Source organism: Marinobacter alkalisoli, from assembly GCF_045449855.1.
Taxonomy (GTDB): Bacteria; Pseudomonadota; Gammaproteobacteria; order Pseudomonadales; family Oleiphilaceae; genus Marinobacter.
The window spans coordinates 281,102-300,913 of the sequence record NZ_JBJJLC010000005.1 but is presented as its reverse complement, the minus strand read 5'-3'; the positions used below and the strand labels follow the sequence as shown (position 1 = coordinate 300,913).

The window sequence follows — 19,812 nt, the reverse complement described above, 5'->3', positions numbered from 1 at the left end:
GTGTTTCAGAACAGCCCACCCAACGGCTGATACTCCCAAGCCAAAGAACAAGGCAGCACTCTCCGAAACCGGACCTGGATGACCTCACTACCCTGGATAGACCCCGACCAACTCTGGTTCCCTCCCGCCGAGGAAGCCCTGGATGAACCCGATGGCCTGCTGGCACTGGGCGGCGACCTCTCCACCGACCGCCTGATACTCGCCTACCGCAACGGCATCTTCCCCTGGTTCAGCGACGACCAGCCCATCCTCTGGTGGTCTCCCGACCCCCGCTGCGTCCTGTTCCCGGACGAAATACACGTATCCCGCAGCCTCCGCCGCACCCTCAACCGCGGACACTTCTCAATCACCGCAGACAGGGACTTCAACAACGTCATCCGCCTGTGCGCAGAAACCCGGAAAAAAGAAGGCACCTGGATCACCGAAGACATGATTCACAGCTACACCCGGCTTCACCAGCTCGGGATAGCCCACTCCATCGAAGCCTGGAACCCCTCCGGAAAACTCGTTGGCGGCATGTACGGTTTGGCCCTGGGACAATGCTTTTTCGGCGAATCCATGTTCTCACTGGAAACCAACGCATCAAAAGTACTGATGGTGCATCTGGCCAACCAGCTGTCAGAATGGGGTTACCGAATTATGGACTGCCAGGTGGAGAACGACCACCTACTGAAAATGGGTGCGCGATGTATTCCCCGCCACGAGTTTTTAACTATACTCAGGGCAAGTGTTGACCACTCTGCAAAGCAGAGATCCTGGCAAATTCAGTGGCAATGGCCCGGGCCCGGAGGTGTGAATGAGTAACCTCAGAACACTGGTATTCTTCGCCACGCCCCCGCACGACTGCAGCTACCTGCCGGAGCGTGACGCGACCACCATGTTTGTGGATCCTCGTGCACACATTGACAAAAAGCTGTACAGCCAGCTTACCGCCCTGGGATTCCGCCGCAGCGGCTCCCATTACTACCGCCCGCATTGCGAAAACTGCAACGCCTGCGTACCGGTGCGGCTGAAAGTCGATGAATTCAAACCCGACCGCAATCAGCGCCGCGTGCTTGAAAAAAACCGCGACCTGACCTGCGAACTGGTACCGGCCAGCTTTACCGAACGCTATTACCAGCTCTACGCCCACTACATCGAGGAGCGCCATGCGGACGGCGACATGTACCCGCCATCAAGGGAGCAGTTCACCTCCTTTCTGGTTGAGGGGGCGACGGATTCGTGGTTCCTGGAGATCCGCCACGAAGAAGAACTGATTGGCCTTGCCGCGGTGGACATGCTGGATGACGGCCTGTCGGCCATCTATACCGTTTTCGACCCCGCCCATGACAGCCGCAGTCTCGGCACCTTCGCCATTCTCTGGCAGATCGAGGCCGCGAAATCCTGGCAGTTGCCCCATCTTTACCTGGGGTACTGGATCAGGGAATGCCGTAAAATGAACTACAAAACCCGCTTCACTCCCATAGAGGCATTGCGGGATGGTCACTGGCAGGTACTGAAACGCAACTGATTTTGCTAAATGGCGACAAATCAGGCAGAATTGCGCAATTTAAAATTAAGGAGCCTCTGAACAACTCCTGAATCGCCTCTGCGCGATCTGAAGGTTGTAGATGCAAGGCGCGGCTCGCCGCCAATGGCCGTAGCCCTTGGCAAGAGTCGCAACGCCGCAGATACAGCGTTCAGAGCGCGCCCTTCGGGGCTTTCAGAGCAATTCACACTCCGCGTTGCGACTTTTTGCAAGGTCCAGACATTACTGCAAAGTCGCGCCTTGATTGTGAATCGCTCTGAAAGCCAGAGACGATCCAGGAGTTGCTCAGAGGCTCCTGACCAAATTAATTCCACAGAGGTTTGTACTGAATGGCGAAATCAGATGTCATTGAAATGGAAGGCGTTATTGTTGATACGCTTCCGAATACCATGTTCCGCGTTGAGCTGAGCAACGGCCACGTTGTGACTGCTCACATCTCCGGCAAGATGCGCAAGAATTACATCCGCATCCTGACCGGCGACAAGGTGAAAGTTGAGCTGACCCCATACGATCTCAGCAAGGGTCGTATTGTTTACCGCGCTCGTTAATCGCCAGAGTGACATCTGAAAAAGCCCCGGAAACGGGGCTTTTTTTGTTACCGCTGCCTGAACCCTACTCGCGATCCTCCGCACTGCACTCCATCGCTCCAGGATTGGTATAACACCGCACTTTCCTGAGGATGGTCATCATATTGTCGTCATAGACACCAGCCGCCTGGATTCCCGAGGAATCGGTCGCTTCCTGCATGTCGATCCGCACGCTACGTAACATTTCCTGGTATCCAACAATCGCTTCCCGGGAAATATCCACCCAGCGCTCCTCCGGAATGGAATTTTCATACTGCCTCACTATCCGGATTGCTTCCGGGTACAAACGCGACATGATCTTGCGGGACCGTCTCACAAAGCGGTCGTCAAACTCACCCTCCCGCGCGACCAGCTGGATCGACACCTGGCCAACCGGATACTTCACAATGCCCCCCTTGTCCCCCATGCCCTTGGACATCTCCAGAACTTCGTAGGCCGCCGCGGGTGCGTAGCTGATATCAGCCTGGCCGGTGTTGAACAGGCGCGCAAAATTGGAGATCTTCGCGTCCACCGGCACCGCGCCAATATACTCAACCATGTGCCGGGCGTCGTGGTGCCCTTCGAATACCGTGATGCGCTTACCCTTCAGGGCGTCTACGTGATTGATACCACGGTCATTAACGAACAGGTAGGCCGCACCCATCGGGGCTGCACCAAGAACCAGATAGCCATCCTGGGACATATGCTCGTCCACTCGCGGGCTGGAGAGAATATGCATCAGGACCCGCAGGTCTTCATAATAGGGCACCGCGCCGATCGCACTGATCGAGCCGGTGAAGTCGTTGAAGTGGCGAACCCCCATATCGGTGACAGCCACGATGTCGCATTTACCCGCCCTGAAATCCGCGACCGCCTCGTCTTCATCGGTATAGGGTCGCATGGCCAACTGGACGCCGGAGGCCACGGCCTTGCGCTGGTATTCCTGAAGTGTCCGGTAAACAAACCCTCCGGCGCCGGCAACATCAAACACACAGAATTCTTTCCGCTCACTGGCGGATAACGGGGTCCAGGCAGACAGACACATCACGCCGGCCAGCAGTGCAGCACGTACCTTCATTCGTCATGATTCCTTGTCATTATTGTTTATTAGAGGTTCCACCGCCGACGTTCCGTAACGGTCAGCGGAGTCTCCATAAACTGACAGAGATCAAACTGGATTGAATTGACGACAATGGCAGCCAAGTGGTTAAAAGACGGTCAACCACCGAAAAGCAGCCATAAAAAAACCGCGCCGGTTAAAGCGCGGTTTTCAGCTGCCTGAACGAGAGCCTGTCAGACCGCTTCGGCAGGCTCATCCTCGTACTCAAAGACCAGCTCATCATCGCGAAGATGAATGTGCACGTCACCGCCTTTTTCGGACAGGCGTCCAAACAGGATCTGCTCGGCCAGCGGCCGCTTGATCTTGTCCTGGATCAGGCGGGACATCGGCCGCGCGCCCATGGTGACGTCATAGCCCTTGTCCGCCAGCCAGAGCTTGGCGGCGTCATCCACATGAAGCACCACGTGCTTCTCATCCAGTTGCGCCTGCAACTCGGTGAGGAACTTGTCCACCACATGGGTGATGGTGTCCTTCTGCAGATCCGCGAACTGGATGATGCCATCAAGACGGTTGCGGAATTCCGGCGTGAACGTCTTGCTGATGATTTCCATACCGTCGGTGCTGTGGTCCTGTTCGCTGAAGCCAATCGAGCGACGGGCCATGCTCTCGGCTCCGGCGTTGGTGGTCATCACCAGGATCACGTGGCGGAAATCCGCCTTACGGCCGTTGTTATCCGTCAATGTGCCGTGATCCATCACCTGCAACAGCAGATTGAAGACTTCCGGATGGGCTTTTTCAATTTCATCCAGCAACAGTACACAGTGAGGATGCTTGTTCACAGCTTCCGTCAACAGGCCGCCCTGGTCGTAACCAACGTAACCGGGAGGCGCGCCGATCAGGCGGGAAACCGTATGCCGCTCCATGTACTCGGACATGTCGAAGCGCACCAGCTCGATACCCAGCACCTTGGCCAGTTGCTTGGTCACCTCGGTCTTGCCGACACCGGTCGGACCGGAGAACAGGAAGGCGCCTTCCGGCTTTTCCGGAGCCTTGAGGCCCGCACGGGCCAGCTTGATGGCGGTCGACAGTGACTCGATCGCGGGGTCCTGACCAAATACCACCATCTTGAGATCCCGCTCGAGATTGCGCAGCAGATCCTTGTCGCTGGTGGAGACATTCTTCGGAGGAATACGGGCGATGTTCGCCACCACATCTTCAATGTCGGGCACGTCCACCGTTTTCTTGCGCTTACCTTCCGGAACCAGTCGCTGGCGGGCGCCGGCTTCATCGATAACATCGATGGCCTTGTCCGGCAGATGACGATCGGTGATGTACCGGTCGGCGAGTTCGGCAGCCACCCGAAGCGCCTTGTCGGTGTACTTCAGGTCATGGTGTTTTTCGAAATTGGGCTTCAGGCCCTTGAGGATCTGGTAGGTATCCTCAACGCTCGGCTCGTTCACATCGATCTTCTGGAATCGACGGGCAAGTGCGCTGTCTTTTTCAAAAATGCCCCGGAATTCGGAGAAGGTGGTTGAACCAATGCAGCGAATTTCACCGGAACCCAGCATGGGCTTGAGCAGATTGGAGGCGTCCATGACACCCCCGGAAGCCGATCCCGCACCAATGATGGTGTGAATCTCATCAATAAACAGAATGGCGTGCTGTTCCTTCTTGAGCTCGGCCAGCAGTCCTTTGAGGCGCTTCTCAAAGTCGCCCCGGTATTTGGTACCGGCCAGCAATGCCCCGAGGTCCAGCGAGTAAACCACGGCATCCGAAATAATATCGGGCACCTGGCCATCCACAATACGCTTGGCAAGCCCTTCGGCGATAGCCGTCTTGCCGACGCCGGCTTCACCCACCAACAGCGGGTTGTTCTTGCGGCGACGCACCAGAATCTGGACTACGCGCTCCACCTCATGCTCACGGCCGATCAGTGGATCAATGCGTCCCTGACGCGCCTGCTCATTCAGGTTGGTTGCATAGCTTTCCAGCGGACGCGAGGAGCCGCCCTCTTCACCCGCTTCTTCATGGGAAGCCTGATCATGGCCTTCCTGGTCCTCGGCACCCTGGACCCTGGAAATGCCGTGGGACACGAAGTTCACCACGTCGATCCGGGCCACGCTCTGCTTCTTGAGCAGGTACACGGCCTGACTTTCCTGTTCACTGAAGATGGCCACCAGCACATTGGCGCCGGTGACCTCTTTCTTGCCCGAGGACTGGACATGGAACACTGCCCGCTGCAGTACCCGCTGGAACCCCAGCGTCGGCTGTGTTTCACGCTCACTGTCGTTGCTCGGGATCAACGGGGTTGTTGAGTCTACAAATTCAATGAGTTCTTCCTGAAGCCGTTTCAGGTCTGCACCACAGGCTTTCAGAACGCCCACTGCCGATTCGTTATCCAACAGAGCCAGCAACAAATGCTCTACCGTCATGAATTCATGACGCTTGTCACGAGCATTTTTGAAGGCCGTATTCAGCGTAATTTCAAGATCTTTGCTCAGCATGGGCCACCCCTGGGTCTATCAGTCCGCACGTTCAATCTCGCAAAGGAGCGGATGTTCGCATTCCGAAGAATACTGATTCACCTGTGCCGCCTTTGTTTCTGCGATGTCACGGGTAAATACCCCACATACGGCTTTTCCCTGCGTATGGACGAGCAGCATCACCTGCGTCGCCTTTTCTTCGTTCATTCCGAAGAACTTCATCAGTACATCCACCACGAAATCCATGGGGGTGTAATCATCGTTCAGAAGCACCACGCGAAAGCGCGCAGGGCGCTTTAGAGCGGGCTTCTCGGGAGCAACACTGAGGTCATCCTGACGCCCCGGCTGTTGTTCTTCATCCCCCTGATTAAATACTAGTAGAGAATTCTGGATAGTCCTCATGATTCTTTACCGGTAGTCGGTGCCCTTGGTTAAAGATGGTTGTGAGTCGTCCGGTTTTCAAGCCAGCAAGACTACCGGACGTGCGCTGGTTATCAATATCTTCATGATACCGTTTATGGACCCCCTTCAACCATACATTCCCCCAAAGTCCGCTATTGACTCACAGGCAATATTGGTCAACAGTAAAGGTGCAATGTAAAATAATGTAAATTGGCGTCATGTTATTGTATCCACGGAAGCGTTCATAAACAGGTAATCCGATATCACGCGTGCGGGTAAGAACGCACGGTAATAACGCCAACAACTGTGATTGACAGCGAAAGAACAGGGGAGTTCATCATGCCAAAGGGCAAAGTGAAATGGTTCAACAATGCCAAGGGTTACGGCTTTATAATTGAGGACGGCTGCAGTGATGATCTGTTCGCCCATTTCTCTTCGGTACAGATGGAAGGTTACAAGACCCTGAAAGCGGGTCAGACTGTCACCTTCGACAAGAAGCCCAGTGACAAAGGCATCCATGCGGTCAACATTGTTCCTGATGAACAGCCGCAGAAACAGCAGAGTCAGACAAGCACAGGAGACGAGGCTGAAAATAGGTCTGACACCGACACCGGAAACAGCGGCCAACGCCTGAGCCCTGACGCTGCCAGGTTGTCGGTTACACACTGACGCTATGGCCGGCCCGCTCCAGGGCCGACCAAGCCGCACGCTGCCGACACCGGCATTGAGGTGACGGTCTCCGCAGCCCTGTGTCACTCACCAACCCAATTCCGCTTTTCCTGAACTCTCCGTTCAGCTACCCTCACCGCTTTCAGTCATTCTGCCCCGGAATCGCCCGTGGCATAGCACAGAGCAACCCATGGCGACCCTGATCCTTTTCAACAAACCCTACAAGGTCATGAGCCAGTTCACCGATTCCGGTGATGGCAAAGCCATGCGCTCGACCCTGGCAGACTGGATAGACACACCCCATGTCTACCCCGCGGGCCGGCTGGACTATGATTCCGAAGGGCTCCTGTTGCTGACGGACGACGGCCAGTTACAGCATCGTATTGCGTCGCCACGAAACAAAATGGCCAAGACCTATTGGGTTCAGGTGGAAGGTGACATCAGTGAGGACGCTCTCGACAGATTGCGGGCGGGTGTCTCGTTAAAGGATGGCCCCACCCGTCCGGCCAGGGCGGAAAGAATGCCCGAGCCGGCGCTGTGGCCACGAGTACCGCCGGTGCGCTATCGGGAATCGGTGCCAACGTCCTGGGTTGAGCTGACCATTACTGAAGGCAAAAACCGTCAGGTGCGGCGAATGACCGCCGCCGTCGGCTTCCCTACCCTTCGCCTGATCCGCTATCGTATCGGCGACTGGAGCCTGGAAGATCTGGCGCCGGGCCAATATCGCAAGCTGACCGTTCACGCACCGGCGCCCCCTGCTCAGCGCCGGAAGCGGAAACCGGGCGGCGGCAGCCACAAGACACGGAGAAAGAACTGACCATGACCTGGACACCCCATGCCACCGTGGCGGTTATCGTGGAGGACAACGAGGGCCGATTCCTGCTGGTGGAGGAAGTCAGCAGTGGCCTGGTGGTCTTCAACCAGCCAGCGGGGCATATCGAGGAAGATGAAGCCATCCTTGACGCGGTACGCCGCGAAACGTTGGAGGAGACCGGCTGGCACGTAGAGCCCCTTCACTTCCTTGGCCTGTACACCTACAAGGCCCCGGCCAACGGCGTGACCTATTACCGCTTTTGCTATGCTGCCCGGGCGGTGAAGAAGGTATCCGACCAGCTGGATGATGGCATTATCGCCGCACACTGGCTGACAGTCGACGAGATCGCCGGTCTTGGCAAACAGCTACGCAGCCCTCTGGTGCTCCGATGCATAGAAGATTACCGAAAGGGCCGGCGTTTCCCCCTCGATGTGATCGTCGACGCTGAGACGTAACCTCTGAACAATGATAAACTTCCGCGCTTTGACCAGTACGGTTCAGCTATGACAAAAGCACCCGAGAATACCCGAGTTATCGTTGGCATGTCCGGCGGCGTTGATTCGTCCGTGGCCGCCTGGCTCCTGAAAGATCAGGGCTACCAGGTTGAAGGCCTGTTCATGAAAAACTGGGACGAGGATGACGGCACCGAATACTGCACCGCCATGACCGACCTGGCCGACGCCCAGGCGGTCGCCGAGACCATCGGCATCCCCCTGCATACCGCCAGTTTCGCAGCGGAATACTGGGACCGGGTGTTTGAACACTTTTTGTCCGAATACAAGGCTGGCCGCACCCCCAATCCGGATATCCTGTGCAACAAGGAAGTGAAGTTCCGCGCGTTTCTGGACTATGCCGTTACCCTGGGCGCTGACTTCATCGCCACTGGCCACTACACCCGCCAGCGGCCGCTCAATGATGGCTCCGGCAAGGCGCAGCTTTTGAAGGGGCTGGACCCCAACAAGGACCAGAGCTATTTCCTCCATGCCGTCTCCGGCGACCGGATCGCGCGTACGCTGTTCCCGGTCGGGGAGCTGGAAAAACCGGAAGTCCGTCAAATCGCTGAGGCTCAGGGCTTTGTCACCCATGACAAGAAGGACTCCACCGGCATCTGCTTCATTGGCGAACGCAAGTTCCGGGACTTCCTCAAGCAATACCTTCCTGCCCAGCCTGGAGACATTGAAACACCAGACGGCCAGGTGATCGGTCGCCACCAGGGCCTGATGTATCACACCATCGGTCAGCGCCAGGGCCTGGGCATTGGCGGGCTCAGCGAGTTTGGCGACGATCCCTGGTACGTGGCGGAGAAGGATCTGAGCCGTAACGTACTGATCGCGGTTCAGGGCAAGCACCACCCACTGCTGTTTTCCCGTGGGCTGGTCAGCGGCCCGATTGACTGGTTGGCTGGCGAGGCGCCCGCAGAGGAGTTCCGGTGCAAGGCCAAGACCCGCTATCGCCAGCCCGACCAGGACTGTGTCGTTACCGTGTGTGACGGTGGCGTGACCGTGGTGTTTGACGATGCCCAGCGGGCCGTTACCCCGGGGCAGTCGGTCGTATTCTACGAGGGTGACGTTTGCCTCGGTGGCGGCGTTATCGAACAGACCTGGCGTGACGGGGAAACACTCCCTGTACGGGCAGCCGCTACCGGAGCACAGGCATGAGCCGATCGCTGTACGACCAGACCTTGGCACTGGCCGGTGTCTTCCAGGCCGCCGCCCAGGTTCAGCAGGTGGCCCACACGGGCCAGTGCACCGACTCCAGTTTCGAGACCTCCATGCGCTCGCTGTTCGCGACGGAGCCGGAGACCACCCTCAATGTCTACGGAGGCGAACTCAAGGACCTTCGTGAGGGCCTGAACACCCTGGCCAATGTGCTCAGCCAGCAAAGCAAGCAGCAGGATATCGAAGTCCTTCGCTACACCCTCAACCTGATCCACCTTGAATCAAAGCTGAACCGCGACAAGGACATGATGGCGGTGATTGGCAGCCGTATCGATCAGGCCCGGCATACCGCCAGCCATTTTGGTTACCTGCACAGCAACCTTATTGGCAATCTGGCTTCCGTCTACGGCGACACTATCAGCACCTTCCGCATGCGTATTCAGGTGACCGGTGATCCCGCCATCCTGCAACAGGAAGAGAACGCAGCCCGCGTAAGGGCCCTGCTGCTGGCCGGCATCCGCTCCGCCGTCCTGTGGCGGCAGAGTGGCGGGCGTCGCTGGCAGCTGATTTTTTCCCGGCGCAAGGTGATTGCCACCGCACGGGAGCTCGCCGAGAAGGCTAACCGTTCGGTTTACGACTGATTCACGCCTTGCGGTGGTGTATCATAAGTATCCCCAATTCAGTATTGACCCATTCTTTGATGATTTGAGAGGTTTTCGATGGAACTCACCGCCCTGACCGCCATTTCCCCGGTCGACGGACGTTATGGCAGCAAAGTCAGCGTTTTCCGTGATATTTTCAGTGAATACGGCCTGATTCGGAACCGGGTGACTGTCGAAATCCGCTGGCTGCAAAAGCTGGCCGCCCACCCCGAAGTGGCGGAAGTCCCGGCGCTCTCCCCGCAAGCCAATGCATTTCTGGACGAGATGGTACGGGAATTCAGCCTGCCAGACGCCGAGCGCATCAAAGACATCGAGCGCACCACCAACCACGACGTCAAGGCTGTCGAGTATTTCATCAAGGAAAAGATCGCCGAGGTTCCCGAGCTGCACGCCGTCACCGAGTTCGTGCACTTCGCCTGCACCTCCGAGGATATCAACAACCTGTCCCACGCCCTGATGCTGCGGGAAGGTCTGGACCACGGCCTGCTGCCCGCCATGGACCGCGTTGTGGACAAGCTGGCACAGCTGGCCCACGATCATGCCGAACAGCCCATGCTGTCCCGCACCCACGGCCAGACCGCGTCTCCGTCGACGGTTGGCAAGGAGCTGGCCAACGTGGTCTACCGTCTGCGCCGTCAGGTCAAGCAGGTTCGAGCCACGGAACTGCTGGGCAAAATCAACGGCGCGGTGGGCAACTACAACGCACACCTGTCGGCCTACCCCGATATCAACTGGGCGCAAAACGCCAAAGACTTCATTGAAAGCCTCGGTCTCGACTGGAACCCGTACACCACACAAATCGAGCCCCACGACTACATCGCCGAGCTGTACGACGCCATTGCCCGCTTCAACACCATCCTGATTGATCTGGACCGGGACATCTGGGGCTACATTTCCCTCGGCTACTTCAAGCAGAAAACCGTGGAAGGCGAAGTGGGCTCCTCCACCATGCCGCACAAGGTCAACCCCATTGATTTCGAGAACTCGGAAGGCAATCTCGGTATCGCCAACGCCCTGTTCAGCCACCTGTCCGCCAAGTTGCCGATTTCTCGCTGGCAGCGGGATCTGACCGACTCCACGGTCCTTCGCAACCTCGGCGTCGGCTTCGCCCACAGCCTGATCGCCTACGAAGCCACCCTGAAGGGGCTGGGCAAGCTGGAGATCAACCCGGGGCGTCTGGACGAAGACCTGGACCACGCCTGGGAAGTGCTGGCGGAACCGATCCAGACCGTCATGCGCCGCTACAACATCGAAAAGCCCTATGAAAAACTCAAGGCGCTGACCCGCGGCAAGGCGATGACTCCCGAGGTGATCAAGAACTTCGTGGAGACCCTGGATATTCCGGAAGCCGCAAAAGCCGAGCTGATGGCACTGACCCCGGGCTCCTACATCGGTAACGCCGTCGATCAGGCGCAAAACATCTGAACGCAGGACACAGCCCCATGGACATGCTTGGCGGGATTTCAGCGGCGGATTTTCTCAGGGATTACTGGCAAAAGAAGCCCCTGGTGATCCGTCAGGCGTTTCCCGGATTCCAGTGCCCGGTGTCTGCCGACGAACTTGCGGGGCTCGCCTGCGAGGAGGGCGTCGAATCCCGGATCGTCATTGAAAATGACGACGACCAGCCGTGGCAGGTACACAACGGCCCATTCAGCCCCGACCGTTTCAGCACCCTGCCCGACCAGGACTGGACCCTGCTGGTGCAGGGACTGGACCACTGGGTGCCGGACATTGCCGACCTGCTGGACAACTTCCGTTTTGTTCCCAACTGGCGGCTGGATGACATCATGGCCAGCTACGCGCCGAAGGGCGGAAGCGTCGGCCCGCACTACGACCAGTACGACGTCTTCCTGCTACAGGCCCAGGGGCATCGTCGCTGGACCTTTGGCGGCCACTGCGATCACACCACCCCCCGGGTGGAAGGCACGCCGCTGCGCATCCTGAGCAGTTGGGATGGGGAAGAAACCGTTACCCTGGCACCAGGCGACATGCTATACCTGCCGCCCGGCATTGGTCATCACGGCGTTGCAGAGGACGACTGCATCACCCTGTCCATTGGCTTTCGCGCACCGACCATTGATGACATCCTGACCGGCTTCACGGATTTCCTCTGCAGCCAGTCCGATGCCGCCGATCACCTCAACGATCCCGACCTCAGAGTCCAGGACAATCCAGGCACCATTGCCCCCGAGGTCATTGATCGTCTGGAGGGCGTTATTCGCGAGAAACTGTCGGACCGCCGCCAGCTTTCCCTCTGGTTTGGCCAGTACGCCACGGTCCCCAAAAGCATGGACATCGTTGTACCGTCCGATGAGCCGATTGCGCCAGAGGTGTTCAGGGACCTGATCCTTGACGGCGCACAGCTGCGCTGGAACGAAGGTTCCCGCTTTGCCTATCATGAGCTGGGGGATGAAACCGCACTGTTCGTCGACGGCGAGCAATACCTGCTGAGAGGCGATGCCCGGCCGCTGGCTCCCCTACTCTGCGCCGGCGCCCGTATCGATATGGAGGCGCTGACCCCGCTGGCCGAGGACGACGCCATCTGCGGTCTGCTCAGCAACTTATACAACCAGGGGTCCGTTTACTTCGAATGACCAGGGTACGAATCCGCAAATACAGCTGGCCACTGGCGCCGGGCCACATCCGCGACATACGGCAACGTGTCTTCGTTGAAGAACAGAAAGTGCCCCCCGAGCTGGAATGGGACGACACCGACGATATAGCGGATCACTACCTGGCGGTCACCGATAACAACGAACCCGCAGCGGTCGCCCGGGTCTTCTCCACGCTTGATGAAACCGCCCATATCGGACGCATGGCGGTGCTGCCGGAGTTTCGCGGCCTGGGCGTGGGCGACGCATTGCTGAAACACCTGATCAGCGATGCGGCCGGCTTCGGTGAGCTGAAATTGTCGGCCCAGGAACACGCCATTCCTTTCTACCAGCGTTCCGGCTTCCACGTTTGCTCCGATCTCTATGACGATGCCGGCATTCCCCACGTGGACATGCGCTGCCTGTCACCGGACATTCTGGCGCCGGAGCTGCCCCGGCGGCAGTGTCCGATGATCCTGGGTAAGGACCGGGACGCCTGGTTGTTCGAATCCGAGGGCGATATGATCAGCCTGCTGGATTCGATGACCGGCCAGGCCACGCAAAGGCTGTGGTTGTACGACCGCATGTTGGATCACGACACCTATAACCGCTACCGTTTCCGGGAATTGCTCTCCGCTCTCGCTCGCCGGCACAGGCTCAGCGAAGTCAGGCTCCTGATCCATGATGACAAGCCGCTGATCAAACGCCGTCACCAGATCGTCGAGTTGATGAGACGCCTGCCAAGCCGGATTGAGCTGAAACTGGTTAACGACGATTACCCCGTCGAAGACAGGCCTTTTCTGCTGGCCGACCGGGAAGGCGTGGTGTACCGACACAACTTCCACAAACCTGAAGGCTTTGCCAACTTCGCCGACGATGGACGGGTCAGGTTGCTTGGAGAATCCTTCCAGCGTATGTGGGACGTCGGCCGCAGTTCCCTCGAGTTACGGGAACTACCGCTCTGAATGATGCGCCCCGGGGAGTTCCGCGGACTCGAACTGTGCCCCGAAAGGCGCGAACTCGGTATCCACATCCTCCGCCACTTCTGCAATCAACCTCCTCAGCCACTGGTGATCGGCATTGTGTTGCAGCAATGGACTCCACGCCATTTTCAGCTCGAATGGGGGAATCTCGAACGGCGGCACCTTAACCACCAGGTTGGGGTTGTCCTTCTGAAGCCAGGCCGCCCTTGAGGGCAAGGTGGCAATGAGGTCGTGCTGCTCCGCCAGCAACATGGCCACCTGATAATGGCGGGTAAACACCGAAATCTGCCGTTTGCGGCCCATCAGCGACAGGGCCTCATCCACCCAGCCTAATCGCTGTACATCTTTCGGGTTGACCCCCACCCCGACCCCGAAGCCGGTTTTACTCACCCAGATGTGGCTGGCATCGAGATAGGTATCCAGGGTAAACGGTTCCTTGAGAATCGGATTGCGGGCGTTCATCAGGCAGGCAAAGTATTCGGTCCACAGGGTTTTCTGGTGAAATGACTGGGGGATCTTGTCAAAGCGGTTAATCGCCATGTCCAGCCGCCCCTGCTCCACATCCAGAAAGCTGACGTCACTGGGAGTGAGTACATCCAGGGTTACGTGGGGCGCTTCCTGACGAATGCGCCTCAGCACCCGCGGCATCAGGCAGGATTCCGCGTAGTCGCTGGCCATGATACGGAACACCCGCTGGCTATCCATGGCCGAGAATGGCGTCTTTTCCTGCACCGCCTGCTCAATGTCCGAGAGAATGCCGCGAACCAGTGGCTGCAACTCCCGGGCACGCTCCGTTGCCGACATTCCCTCGCTGGTGCGAACCAGCAGCGGGTCTCCGAACAGGTCCCGTAAACGTCGCAGGCCATTGCTCATGGCCGGCTGGGTAATCCCCAGGTGATTGGCGGCTTTGGTCACGTTCCGCTCCCTGAGCAGTACATCAAGGTACACCAGAAGATTCAGGTCAACCCGGGAAATATCCATTCAGCAACTCCAGCCAACATTACGCACCCTGGCCAGGCCAGGGCATTGATTCAGGCAATCTACAGGATCCATTCGATTCACGAAATAAATATAACGGAGGAATCATTCACATTTCAAAACGGAATCAATACGGGTTTTCTGCTAGTCTTTCGGATACTTGCTGAAGCCCGGTGGCTCCCCAGGCCGGAATCCACCGCCCCTTGTCCCGACAACCGGAGTTATTGCCGATAACATGGATACCACTACGATCGTTCTGATACTCGCAGTCATCGTTACCGTTTCTATTGTCGTCATTGTCGGTAGCCAGATGCGGGAGCGGGCACGGATTGAGCGGGCGCGGCGAATGACGGCCCAGGAGGATCAGTACAACCGGGCCGGCCGACTGCTTGGCGAGATTCCGGGACAGTACCTTACGGCTGACCTCAAGCTTCTGCTCATCAAAAGTATGGAAGAGGCGTGCCATGAACTGGTTGCCCTGAAATCGGGCCTGCCGGCAAAACAGTGGCTGGAAGAAACCCAGCAACTGAAGAACCGGGTCATGGAAAACAATGACAGCCGCCCGCCGGTCAAAATAGACTCCCCGGAGAAATCAAACTACGTCAAAGAGTTACTGCAAAGTCTTTTCAAAATGATTGAAGGCATGCACAAGGCAGGAAAACTCGACAATGCCACCGCAAAAAAGAACCTGAAGTACGTGCTGTTCCTGGTCCACAAAACCCACGCGGACCTTCATGTATTCCAGGCCCGGGACTATGTGCGGCAGAACCAGATTCGCAAGGCCATACACGCCTACCACCTGGCCAGCACGGAAATGGGCAAATCCCGGGAAAACCCACTGGCCATGAAGGCGGTGAAAAGTTTCCGCACGCGCATCAAGGAACTTGAAGCTATGGGCGCCGAGGATGATAAATCTCCCCGCCCGCAAGAAGGCCAATCAAAGCTGGATCGGGAATGGGATACTTTTCTCCATGATGATGAATGGAAGAAAAAAGCAGACTATGATGACTGACCCGCTACGTACCACTCACCCCGGACAGGCCCCAGACAAGGATTGTGACTGCTGGTGACTAGGCTATTCCGAAAACGCCTTTCTTTCCGCCTGACCCGTGATACCGTTCTGATCGCCATGGTACTGGGGCTGGCCCTCAACATGATTCAGGTGACCCTGGACTATTTCAGCGCCCAGGAGTCCATGGAGAATGAAATCCGTGCGCTTATTGAAATCAGCCACAGCCCCGCGTCGCAAATTGCCTATAACATTGATGTTCGTCTGGCCGAAGAACTGCTTGATGGCCTGCTCCGTCACCCGGCCACCATTGATGCGCGAATCATCGACAATGACGGCCACACCATGGCCGCCTCCAGCGAGAGCAGCCCGAGTTCGCCCTACCGCTGGATCAGCGATGCCCTGTTCGGATCAAACCGGTCGTTCAGTGACGAACTGAAAGTCCAACAGTTGGCGGACCTGCCACTCGGAACACTGAACCTCACCATTGATACCTATCACTACGGCCTGCAGTTTCTGCAAAGGGCCGGGTACACGCTGATCAGTGGTTTCTTCAAGAGCCTGGCGCTCTCAGCCGCGCTCCTGGGAATCTTCTATTTCGTACTCACCCGCCCGATGATGACTGTCATTAACACGCTCGGACGTGTACAGGCGGATACACCGGAAAAAGTACGCCTGCCAATTCCCGCTAATCACCAGGAAGACGAGATTGGCGCAATGGTGGGCATCATAAACCAGCACCTTGAAACCATCGACAGCACTCTGGACCAGCTTCGCCAGGCGGAAAGTTCCATGAAGAACTATTCCACACAGCTGGAGCGAGAAGTGGACGATCGCACCCGTGAAATCTCCGAGAAAAATTCAGCGCTGCAACGGGGTAACCGGGCCCTGATCAAGGCCAAGGAAGACGCGGTTCGGCGGGCCAGATCGCGGGCCAATTTCCTGGCCAGCATGAGCCATGAGATTCGCACCCCATTGAACGGCGTGCTGGGCATGTTGGGCCTGGCGCTCGAAGGTAACCTGGAGCAAGAGCAGCGCGATCGGCTGGAAATCGCCCTGACCGCCGGCCAAAGCCTGCTTGGGCTGCTCAATGACATTCTCGATATATCCAAGGTCGAGGCCGGCAAACTGAGCCTGGAGAACATTCCGTTCAGTGTCCGGAACCTGATTGAGGAATGTGCAACGCTGCATGCCCAACAGGCGAAAATGAAGAACATCGAGCTGCGTATGGACATCGACCCCGAATTGCCGACCATGTTCCTGGGCGACCCGACCCGCACCCGGCAGGTCCTGAACAATCTGCTGAGCAACGCCATCAAGTTTACCGAAGAAGGCAGCGTCAGAATTCACGCTACCCGCTTCGGTGGCAACCTTCGCATTGATGTGATGGACACCGGCATTGGCATGTCCAAAGAGGGCCTGCACCGTATTTTCTCGCCTTTCTCCCAGGCGGATACGGACACAACTCGTCTCTATGGCGGCACGGGCCTGGGGTTAACACTCTGCCGTCAGCTGGTGGAACGCATGCATGGCCAGATCATGGTGGACTCGGAAGTTGGCCATGGCACCCACTTCACGGTCACCCTTCCGTTGCCGGTCTACACTCAGACAACCCAGCAGACAGCGAAGCCCCTGCCCATCGAAGAGACTCCCGCGCCGGTGAAAGGCCTTCATGTGTTGCTGGTGGAAGACAACCAGGTCAACCAACTGGTGGCCAGCAGCCTGCTGCGCAAGCTGGGCCACTCAGTGGACCTTGCCGAAAATGGCAAGCAGGCCCTGGAAGCGCTGGAGGAAAGGAACTACGACATGGTCCTGATGGATTGCCAGATGCCGGTTATGGATGGCTACGAGGCAACCCGGAAGATTCGCGAGAACCCGGCCTGGAAGAGACTGCCCGTCATCGCGGTGACGGCCAATGTCATGCAGGGCGACCGCGAAGACTGCCTCGCATCCGGTATGAACGATTACATCACCAAGCCGTATAACCGCAACGAACTGAAAGCCGCTATTGACCGCTGGGCGCCTGATTCTCCAGTTGGGCCAGAACCGACCTGAGCTCGTCGCGGAGCGCCGCCAGGCGATCGGGGGCCACACCGGTACTGCACAGAAGGCGGCCAGGAATTGACCTGGCCTGCTCACGCAGGGCGAGGCCTGCGGCAGTGGCGGCCACGGTCACTACCCGCTCATCCTCCGCGCTTCGCTGCCGACTGACCAGACCACGCTCCTCAAGGCGCTTCAACAGCGGAGTGAGTGTACCCGAATCCAGCCTCAGACGTTCGCCCAGTCGGGAGACGCGCATACTCTCGTCAGCAGCGGCGGCTTCCCATAACACCAGCATCACCAGATACTGAGGGTAAGTCAGTCCCAGTTCGGTCAGCAACGGCCGGTAACGGGCCGTCACCGCCCGATTCGCGGCATATAGCGCAAAACAGACCTGGTTATCCAGGGCCAGGATATCGTCCGTATTACCCATCAGTCACAGCAGCTTTTCGATATCGGCGCGGATGGCCTCAGGCTTGGCGGTGGGTGGATAACGACGGATCACCTGCCCTTCCCGGCCGACCAGGAACTTGGTGAAGTTCCATTTTACTTTTTCGGAACCCATCACGCCCCTGGCCTCGCTTTTGAGAAAACGATAGAGCGGGTGAGCGCCGGGACCATTCACCTCAATCTTGGCGAACATGGGGAAGTCCACGCCATAGTTGAGACTGCAGAACTGACTGATCGCATCATCATCCGCGGGATCCTGGTTCATGAACTGATTGCACGGAAAGCCCAGCACGGCCAGCCCCTTGTCCCCGAGATCACGGTACATCGACTGCAAGCCCTCAAACTGCGGAGTAAATCCGCATTTACTCGCGGTATTGACGATGAGCAGGACCTTCCCCTGATACTCCGCCATGTCATGTTCATTGCCCTTGATGTCCTGAACCTTGAAATCGTAAATACTGTCGGCCATGCCCTGCTCCTTCTATTTTCTACAATTATATTGCACACAATACATTATTCGACAAACGATGTCCCATTTACTGCACGAATCTACAGACGGTATGAACTTATCGCCTTAAATCTCCATGATTCAGCCACAATTCATCACAATTGACCTGTTGCCGGGCGGTCATGCTCCGCTAGAATACAGGCCTGTCTTTTTGATTTTACTGATATCAGGTGAAGGAAACCGGAGTCCTATGCAGAATTACTACAAATCCGCCAAGCTGGATAACGTGTGCTATGAAATACGTGGCGTGGTTCTGCGCGAGGCGCGTCGCCTCGAAGAGGAAGGACACCGGGTACTGAAACTCAACATTGGCAACCCTGCAGCCTTTGAACTGGATGTTCCCGAAGAAATCCAGCAGGACGTCATTTACAACATGCACCTGGCCCAGGGCTACGTGGAGTCCAAAGGCCTGTTCTCCGCCCGCAAGGCGGTCATGCATTATTGCCAGAAACGGGGCATCGATAAGGTCGACATTGACGACATCTTCCTTGGGAACGGCGTCAGCGAGCTGATCGTCATGTCCATGCAGGCCATGCTCAATACCGGTGACGAAGTACTGATTCCCGCCCCGGATTACCCGTTGTGGACAGCTGCGGTTACCCTCTCCAGCGGCAAACCGGTACATTATCACTGCGACGAAAAGCAGGACTGGTTCCCGGACATTGACGATATCCGCAAGAAAATCACCAAGCGGACCCGCGCCATTGTCCTGATCAACCCCAACAACCCCACCGGCGCCGTGTATTCCCGCGAGCTGCTGGAGCAGGTTATCGAACTGGCGCGCCAGCATAACCTGATCATCCTCTCGGACGAGATCTACGACAAGATCCTGTACGACGGAACCGAACACGTATCCACGGCATCCCTGGCCGATGATGTGCTTTTCTTCACCTACAACGGTCTGTCCAAGAACTACCGGGCTGCCGGCTACCGTTCCGGCTGGATGATCATCAGCGGCGCCAAGCATCGCGCCCGGGACCTGATCGAAGGCATCGAGATGCTGTCCAATATGCGACTGTGCGCCAACGTGCCCGCCCAGCTCGCCATTCAGACCGCCCTTGGCGGTTATCAGTCCATTGATGATCTCGTTGCTCCGGGCGGACGCTTGTATGAGCAACGGGAAACCGCCTGGCAACTGCTCAATGACATCCCGGGCGTCAGCTGCGTGAAACCGAAAGGCGCGCTCTACCTGTTCCCGAAACTCGATCCCAAGCGCTTCCCCATCATGAACGATGAAAAGCTGGTACTCGACCTGCTGTTGCAGGAAAGGATCCTGCTGGTCCAGGGCTCCGCTTTCAATATTGATGACAAACAGCACTTGCGGGTGGTGTTCCTGCCGAGGGTCGATACCCTGGAGGACTCCATGACGCGCCTTGCCCATTTCCTGTCCACCTATCAGCAATAATCGGTG

At 57.5% G+C, this 19,812-nt stretch carries 20 protein-coding genes; 14 read left to right on the top strand and 6 right to left on the bottom strand.

The window, feature by feature from the left end; all coding sequences use genetic code 11:
* The first annotated feature begins 78 nt into the window (after positions 1-78).
* The 3 genes from aat (at position 79) to infA (ending at position 2,076) form a co-directional block, all read left to right on the top strand.
* Complete coding sequence (gene aat / locus ACJO5Y_RS03480) at positions 79-804, top strand: leucyl/phenylalanyl-tRNA--protein transferase (RefSeq protein WP_406985027.1); 726 nt, start codon at positions 79-81, stop codon at positions 802-804.
* The gene (locus ACJO5Y_RS03475; RefSeq protein WP_406985026.1) at positions 797-1,510 is read left to right on the top strand and encodes an arginyltransferase; all 714 of its coding nucleotides are present in this window, start codon (positions 797-799) and stop codon (positions 1,508-1,510) included. Before aat ends, ACJO5Y_RS03475 begins: the two co-directional genes overlap by 8 nt.
* A gap of 347 nt (positions 1,511-1,857) precedes the next feature.
* Positions 1,858-2,076: a translation initiation factor IF-1 gene (gene infA / locus ACJO5Y_RS03470; protein WP_008938619.1), complete on the top strand. Its 219-nt coding sequence runs from the start codon at positions 1,858-1,860 to the stop codon at positions 2,074-2,076.
* A 64-nt stretch (positions 2,077-2,140) separates the two neighbouring features.
* On the opposite strand, the gene ACJO5Y_RS03465 is transcribed toward infA, so the two are convergent.
* The 3 genes from ACJO5Y_RS03465 to clpS all read right to left on the bottom strand — a co-directional run bounded on the left by ACJO5Y_RS03465 (position 2,141) and on the right by clpS (position 6,039).
* Positions 2,141-3,172: a putative solute-binding protein gene (locus ACJO5Y_RS03465; RefSeq protein ID WP_406985025.1), complete on the bottom strand. Its 1,032-nt coding sequence runs from the start codon at positions 3,170-3,172 to the stop codon at positions 2,141-2,143.
* Between the two features lie 215 nt (positions 3,173-3,387).
* A complete protein-coding gene (clpA, locus tag ACJO5Y_RS03460) occupies positions 3,388-5,658 on the bottom strand; it encodes an ATP-dependent Clp protease ATP-binding subunit ClpA (protein WP_406985024.1) in 2,271 nt (756 codons plus the stop codon).
* An 18-nt stretch (positions 5,659-5,676) separates the two neighbouring features.
* Complete coding sequence (gene clpS / locus ACJO5Y_RS03455) at positions 5,677-6,039, bottom strand: ATP-dependent Clp protease adapter ClpS (protein WP_406985023.1); 363 nt, start codon at positions 6,037-6,039, stop codon at positions 5,677-5,679.
* 339 nt (positions 6,040-6,378) lie between these two features.
* On the opposite strand from clpS, the gene ACJO5Y_RS03450 reads away from it, so the two are divergent.
* The 8 genes from ACJO5Y_RS03450 (at position 6,379) to ACJO5Y_RS03415 (ending at position 13,398) form a co-directional block, all read left to right on the top strand.
* The gene (locus ACJO5Y_RS03450) at positions 6,379-6,708 is read left to right on the top strand and encodes a cold shock domain-containing protein (protein ID WP_406985022.1); all 330 of its coding nucleotides are present in this window, start codon (positions 6,379-6,381) and stop codon (positions 6,706-6,708) included.
* Positions 6,709-6,898: 190 nt separating this feature from the next.
* Positions 6,899-7,525: a pseudouridine synthase gene (locus ACJO5Y_RS03445; RefSeq protein ID WP_406985021.1), complete on the top strand. Its 627-nt coding sequence runs from the start codon at positions 6,899-6,901 to the stop codon at positions 7,523-7,525.
* A gap of 2 nt (positions 7,526-7,527) precedes the next feature.
* Positions 7,528-7,977, top strand: a complete 450-nt coding sequence (locus ACJO5Y_RS03440; RefSeq protein WP_406985020.1) for an NUDIX hydrolase — start codon at positions 7,528-7,530, stop codon at positions 7,975-7,977.
* Between the two features lie 48 nt (positions 7,978-8,025).
* Positions 8,026-9,180: a tRNA 2-thiouridine(34) synthase MnmA gene (gene mnmA, locus ACJO5Y_RS03435; protein ID WP_406985019.1), complete on the top strand. Its 1,155-nt coding sequence runs from the start codon at positions 8,026-8,028 to the stop codon at positions 9,178-9,180.
* Complete coding sequence (gene hflD / locus ACJO5Y_RS03430) at positions 9,177-9,821, top strand: high frequency lysogenization protein HflD (protein WP_406985018.1); 645 nt, start codon at positions 9,177-9,179, stop codon at positions 9,819-9,821. The genes mnmA and hflD overlap by 4 nt, the downstream gene beginning before the upstream one ends.
* Positions 9,822-9,899: 78 nt before the next feature.
* Positions 9,900-11,267: an adenylosuccinate lyase gene (gene purB / locus ACJO5Y_RS03425; RefSeq protein WP_406985017.1), complete on the top strand. Its 1,368-nt coding sequence runs from the start codon at positions 9,900-9,902 to the stop codon at positions 11,265-11,267.
* 17 nt (positions 11,268-11,284) lie between these two features.
* Complete coding sequence (locus ACJO5Y_RS03420; protein ID WP_406985016.1) at positions 11,285-12,436, top strand: ribosomal protein uL16 3-hydroxylase; 1,152 nt, start codon at positions 11,285-11,287, stop codon at positions 12,434-12,436.
* Entirely contained in the window at positions 12,433-13,398 is a 966-nt protein-coding gene (locus tag ACJO5Y_RS03415; RefSeq protein ID WP_406985015.1) for a GNAT family N-acetyltransferase, read from the top strand. The genes ACJO5Y_RS03420 and ACJO5Y_RS03415 overlap by 4 nt, the downstream gene beginning before the upstream one ends.
* Here the strand turns inward: ACJO5Y_RS03415 and ACJO5Y_RS03410 are convergent.
* Positions 13,387-14,397, bottom strand: coding sequence for a LysR family transcriptional regulator (locus tag ACJO5Y_RS03410; RefSeq protein ID WP_406985014.1), 1,011 nt, complete (start codon positions 14,395-14,397; stop codon positions 13,387-13,389). The genes ACJO5Y_RS03415 and ACJO5Y_RS03410 overlap by 12 nt on opposite strands.
* A 232-nt stretch (positions 14,398-14,629) precedes the next feature.
* Here ACJO5Y_RS03410 and ACJO5Y_RS03405 point away from each other — a divergent pair, with 232 nt between their 5' ends.
* Together ACJO5Y_RS03405 and ACJO5Y_RS03400 are read left to right on the top strand one after the other, a co-directional pair.
* Positions 14,630-15,406, top strand: a complete 777-nt coding sequence (locus ACJO5Y_RS03405; protein WP_406985013.1) for a hypothetical protein — start codon at positions 14,630-14,632, stop codon at positions 15,404-15,406.
* A gap of 117 nt (positions 15,407-15,523) precedes the next feature.
* Positions 15,524-17,458, top strand: a complete 1,935-nt coding sequence (locus tag ACJO5Y_RS03400) for an ATP-binding protein (protein ID WP_406985036.1) — start codon at positions 15,524-15,526, stop codon at positions 17,456-17,458.
* Here ACJO5Y_RS03400 and ACJO5Y_RS03395 read toward each other — a convergent pair.
* Positions 17,409-17,876 carry a MarR family winged helix-turn-helix transcriptional regulator gene (locus ACJO5Y_RS03395; protein WP_406985012.1) on the bottom strand — a complete coding sequence of 156 codons (468 nt, stop codon included), beginning with the start codon at positions 17,874-17,876 and terminating at the stop codon, positions 17,409-17,411. The two genes, ACJO5Y_RS03400 and ACJO5Y_RS03395, sit on opposite strands and share 50 nt — an antisense overlap.
* A gap of 3 nt (positions 17,877-17,879) precedes the next feature.
* On the bottom strand, positions 17,880-18,362 hold the full coding sequence (locus tag ACJO5Y_RS03390) for a glutathione peroxidase (protein ID WP_406985011.1): 483 nt from the start codon (positions 18,360-18,362) through the stop codon (positions 17,880-17,882).
* A gap of 229 nt (positions 18,363-18,591) precedes the next feature.
* Between ACJO5Y_RS03390 and ACJO5Y_RS03385 the strand changes: the two genes are divergently transcribed.
* Positions 18,592-19,806 carry a pyridoxal phosphate-dependent aminotransferase gene (locus ACJO5Y_RS03385; RefSeq protein ID WP_406985010.1) on the top strand — a complete coding sequence of 405 codons (1,215 nt, stop codon included), beginning with the start codon at positions 18,592-18,594 and terminating at the stop codon, positions 19,804-19,806.
* Positions 19,807-19,812 lie beyond the last annotated feature (6 nt).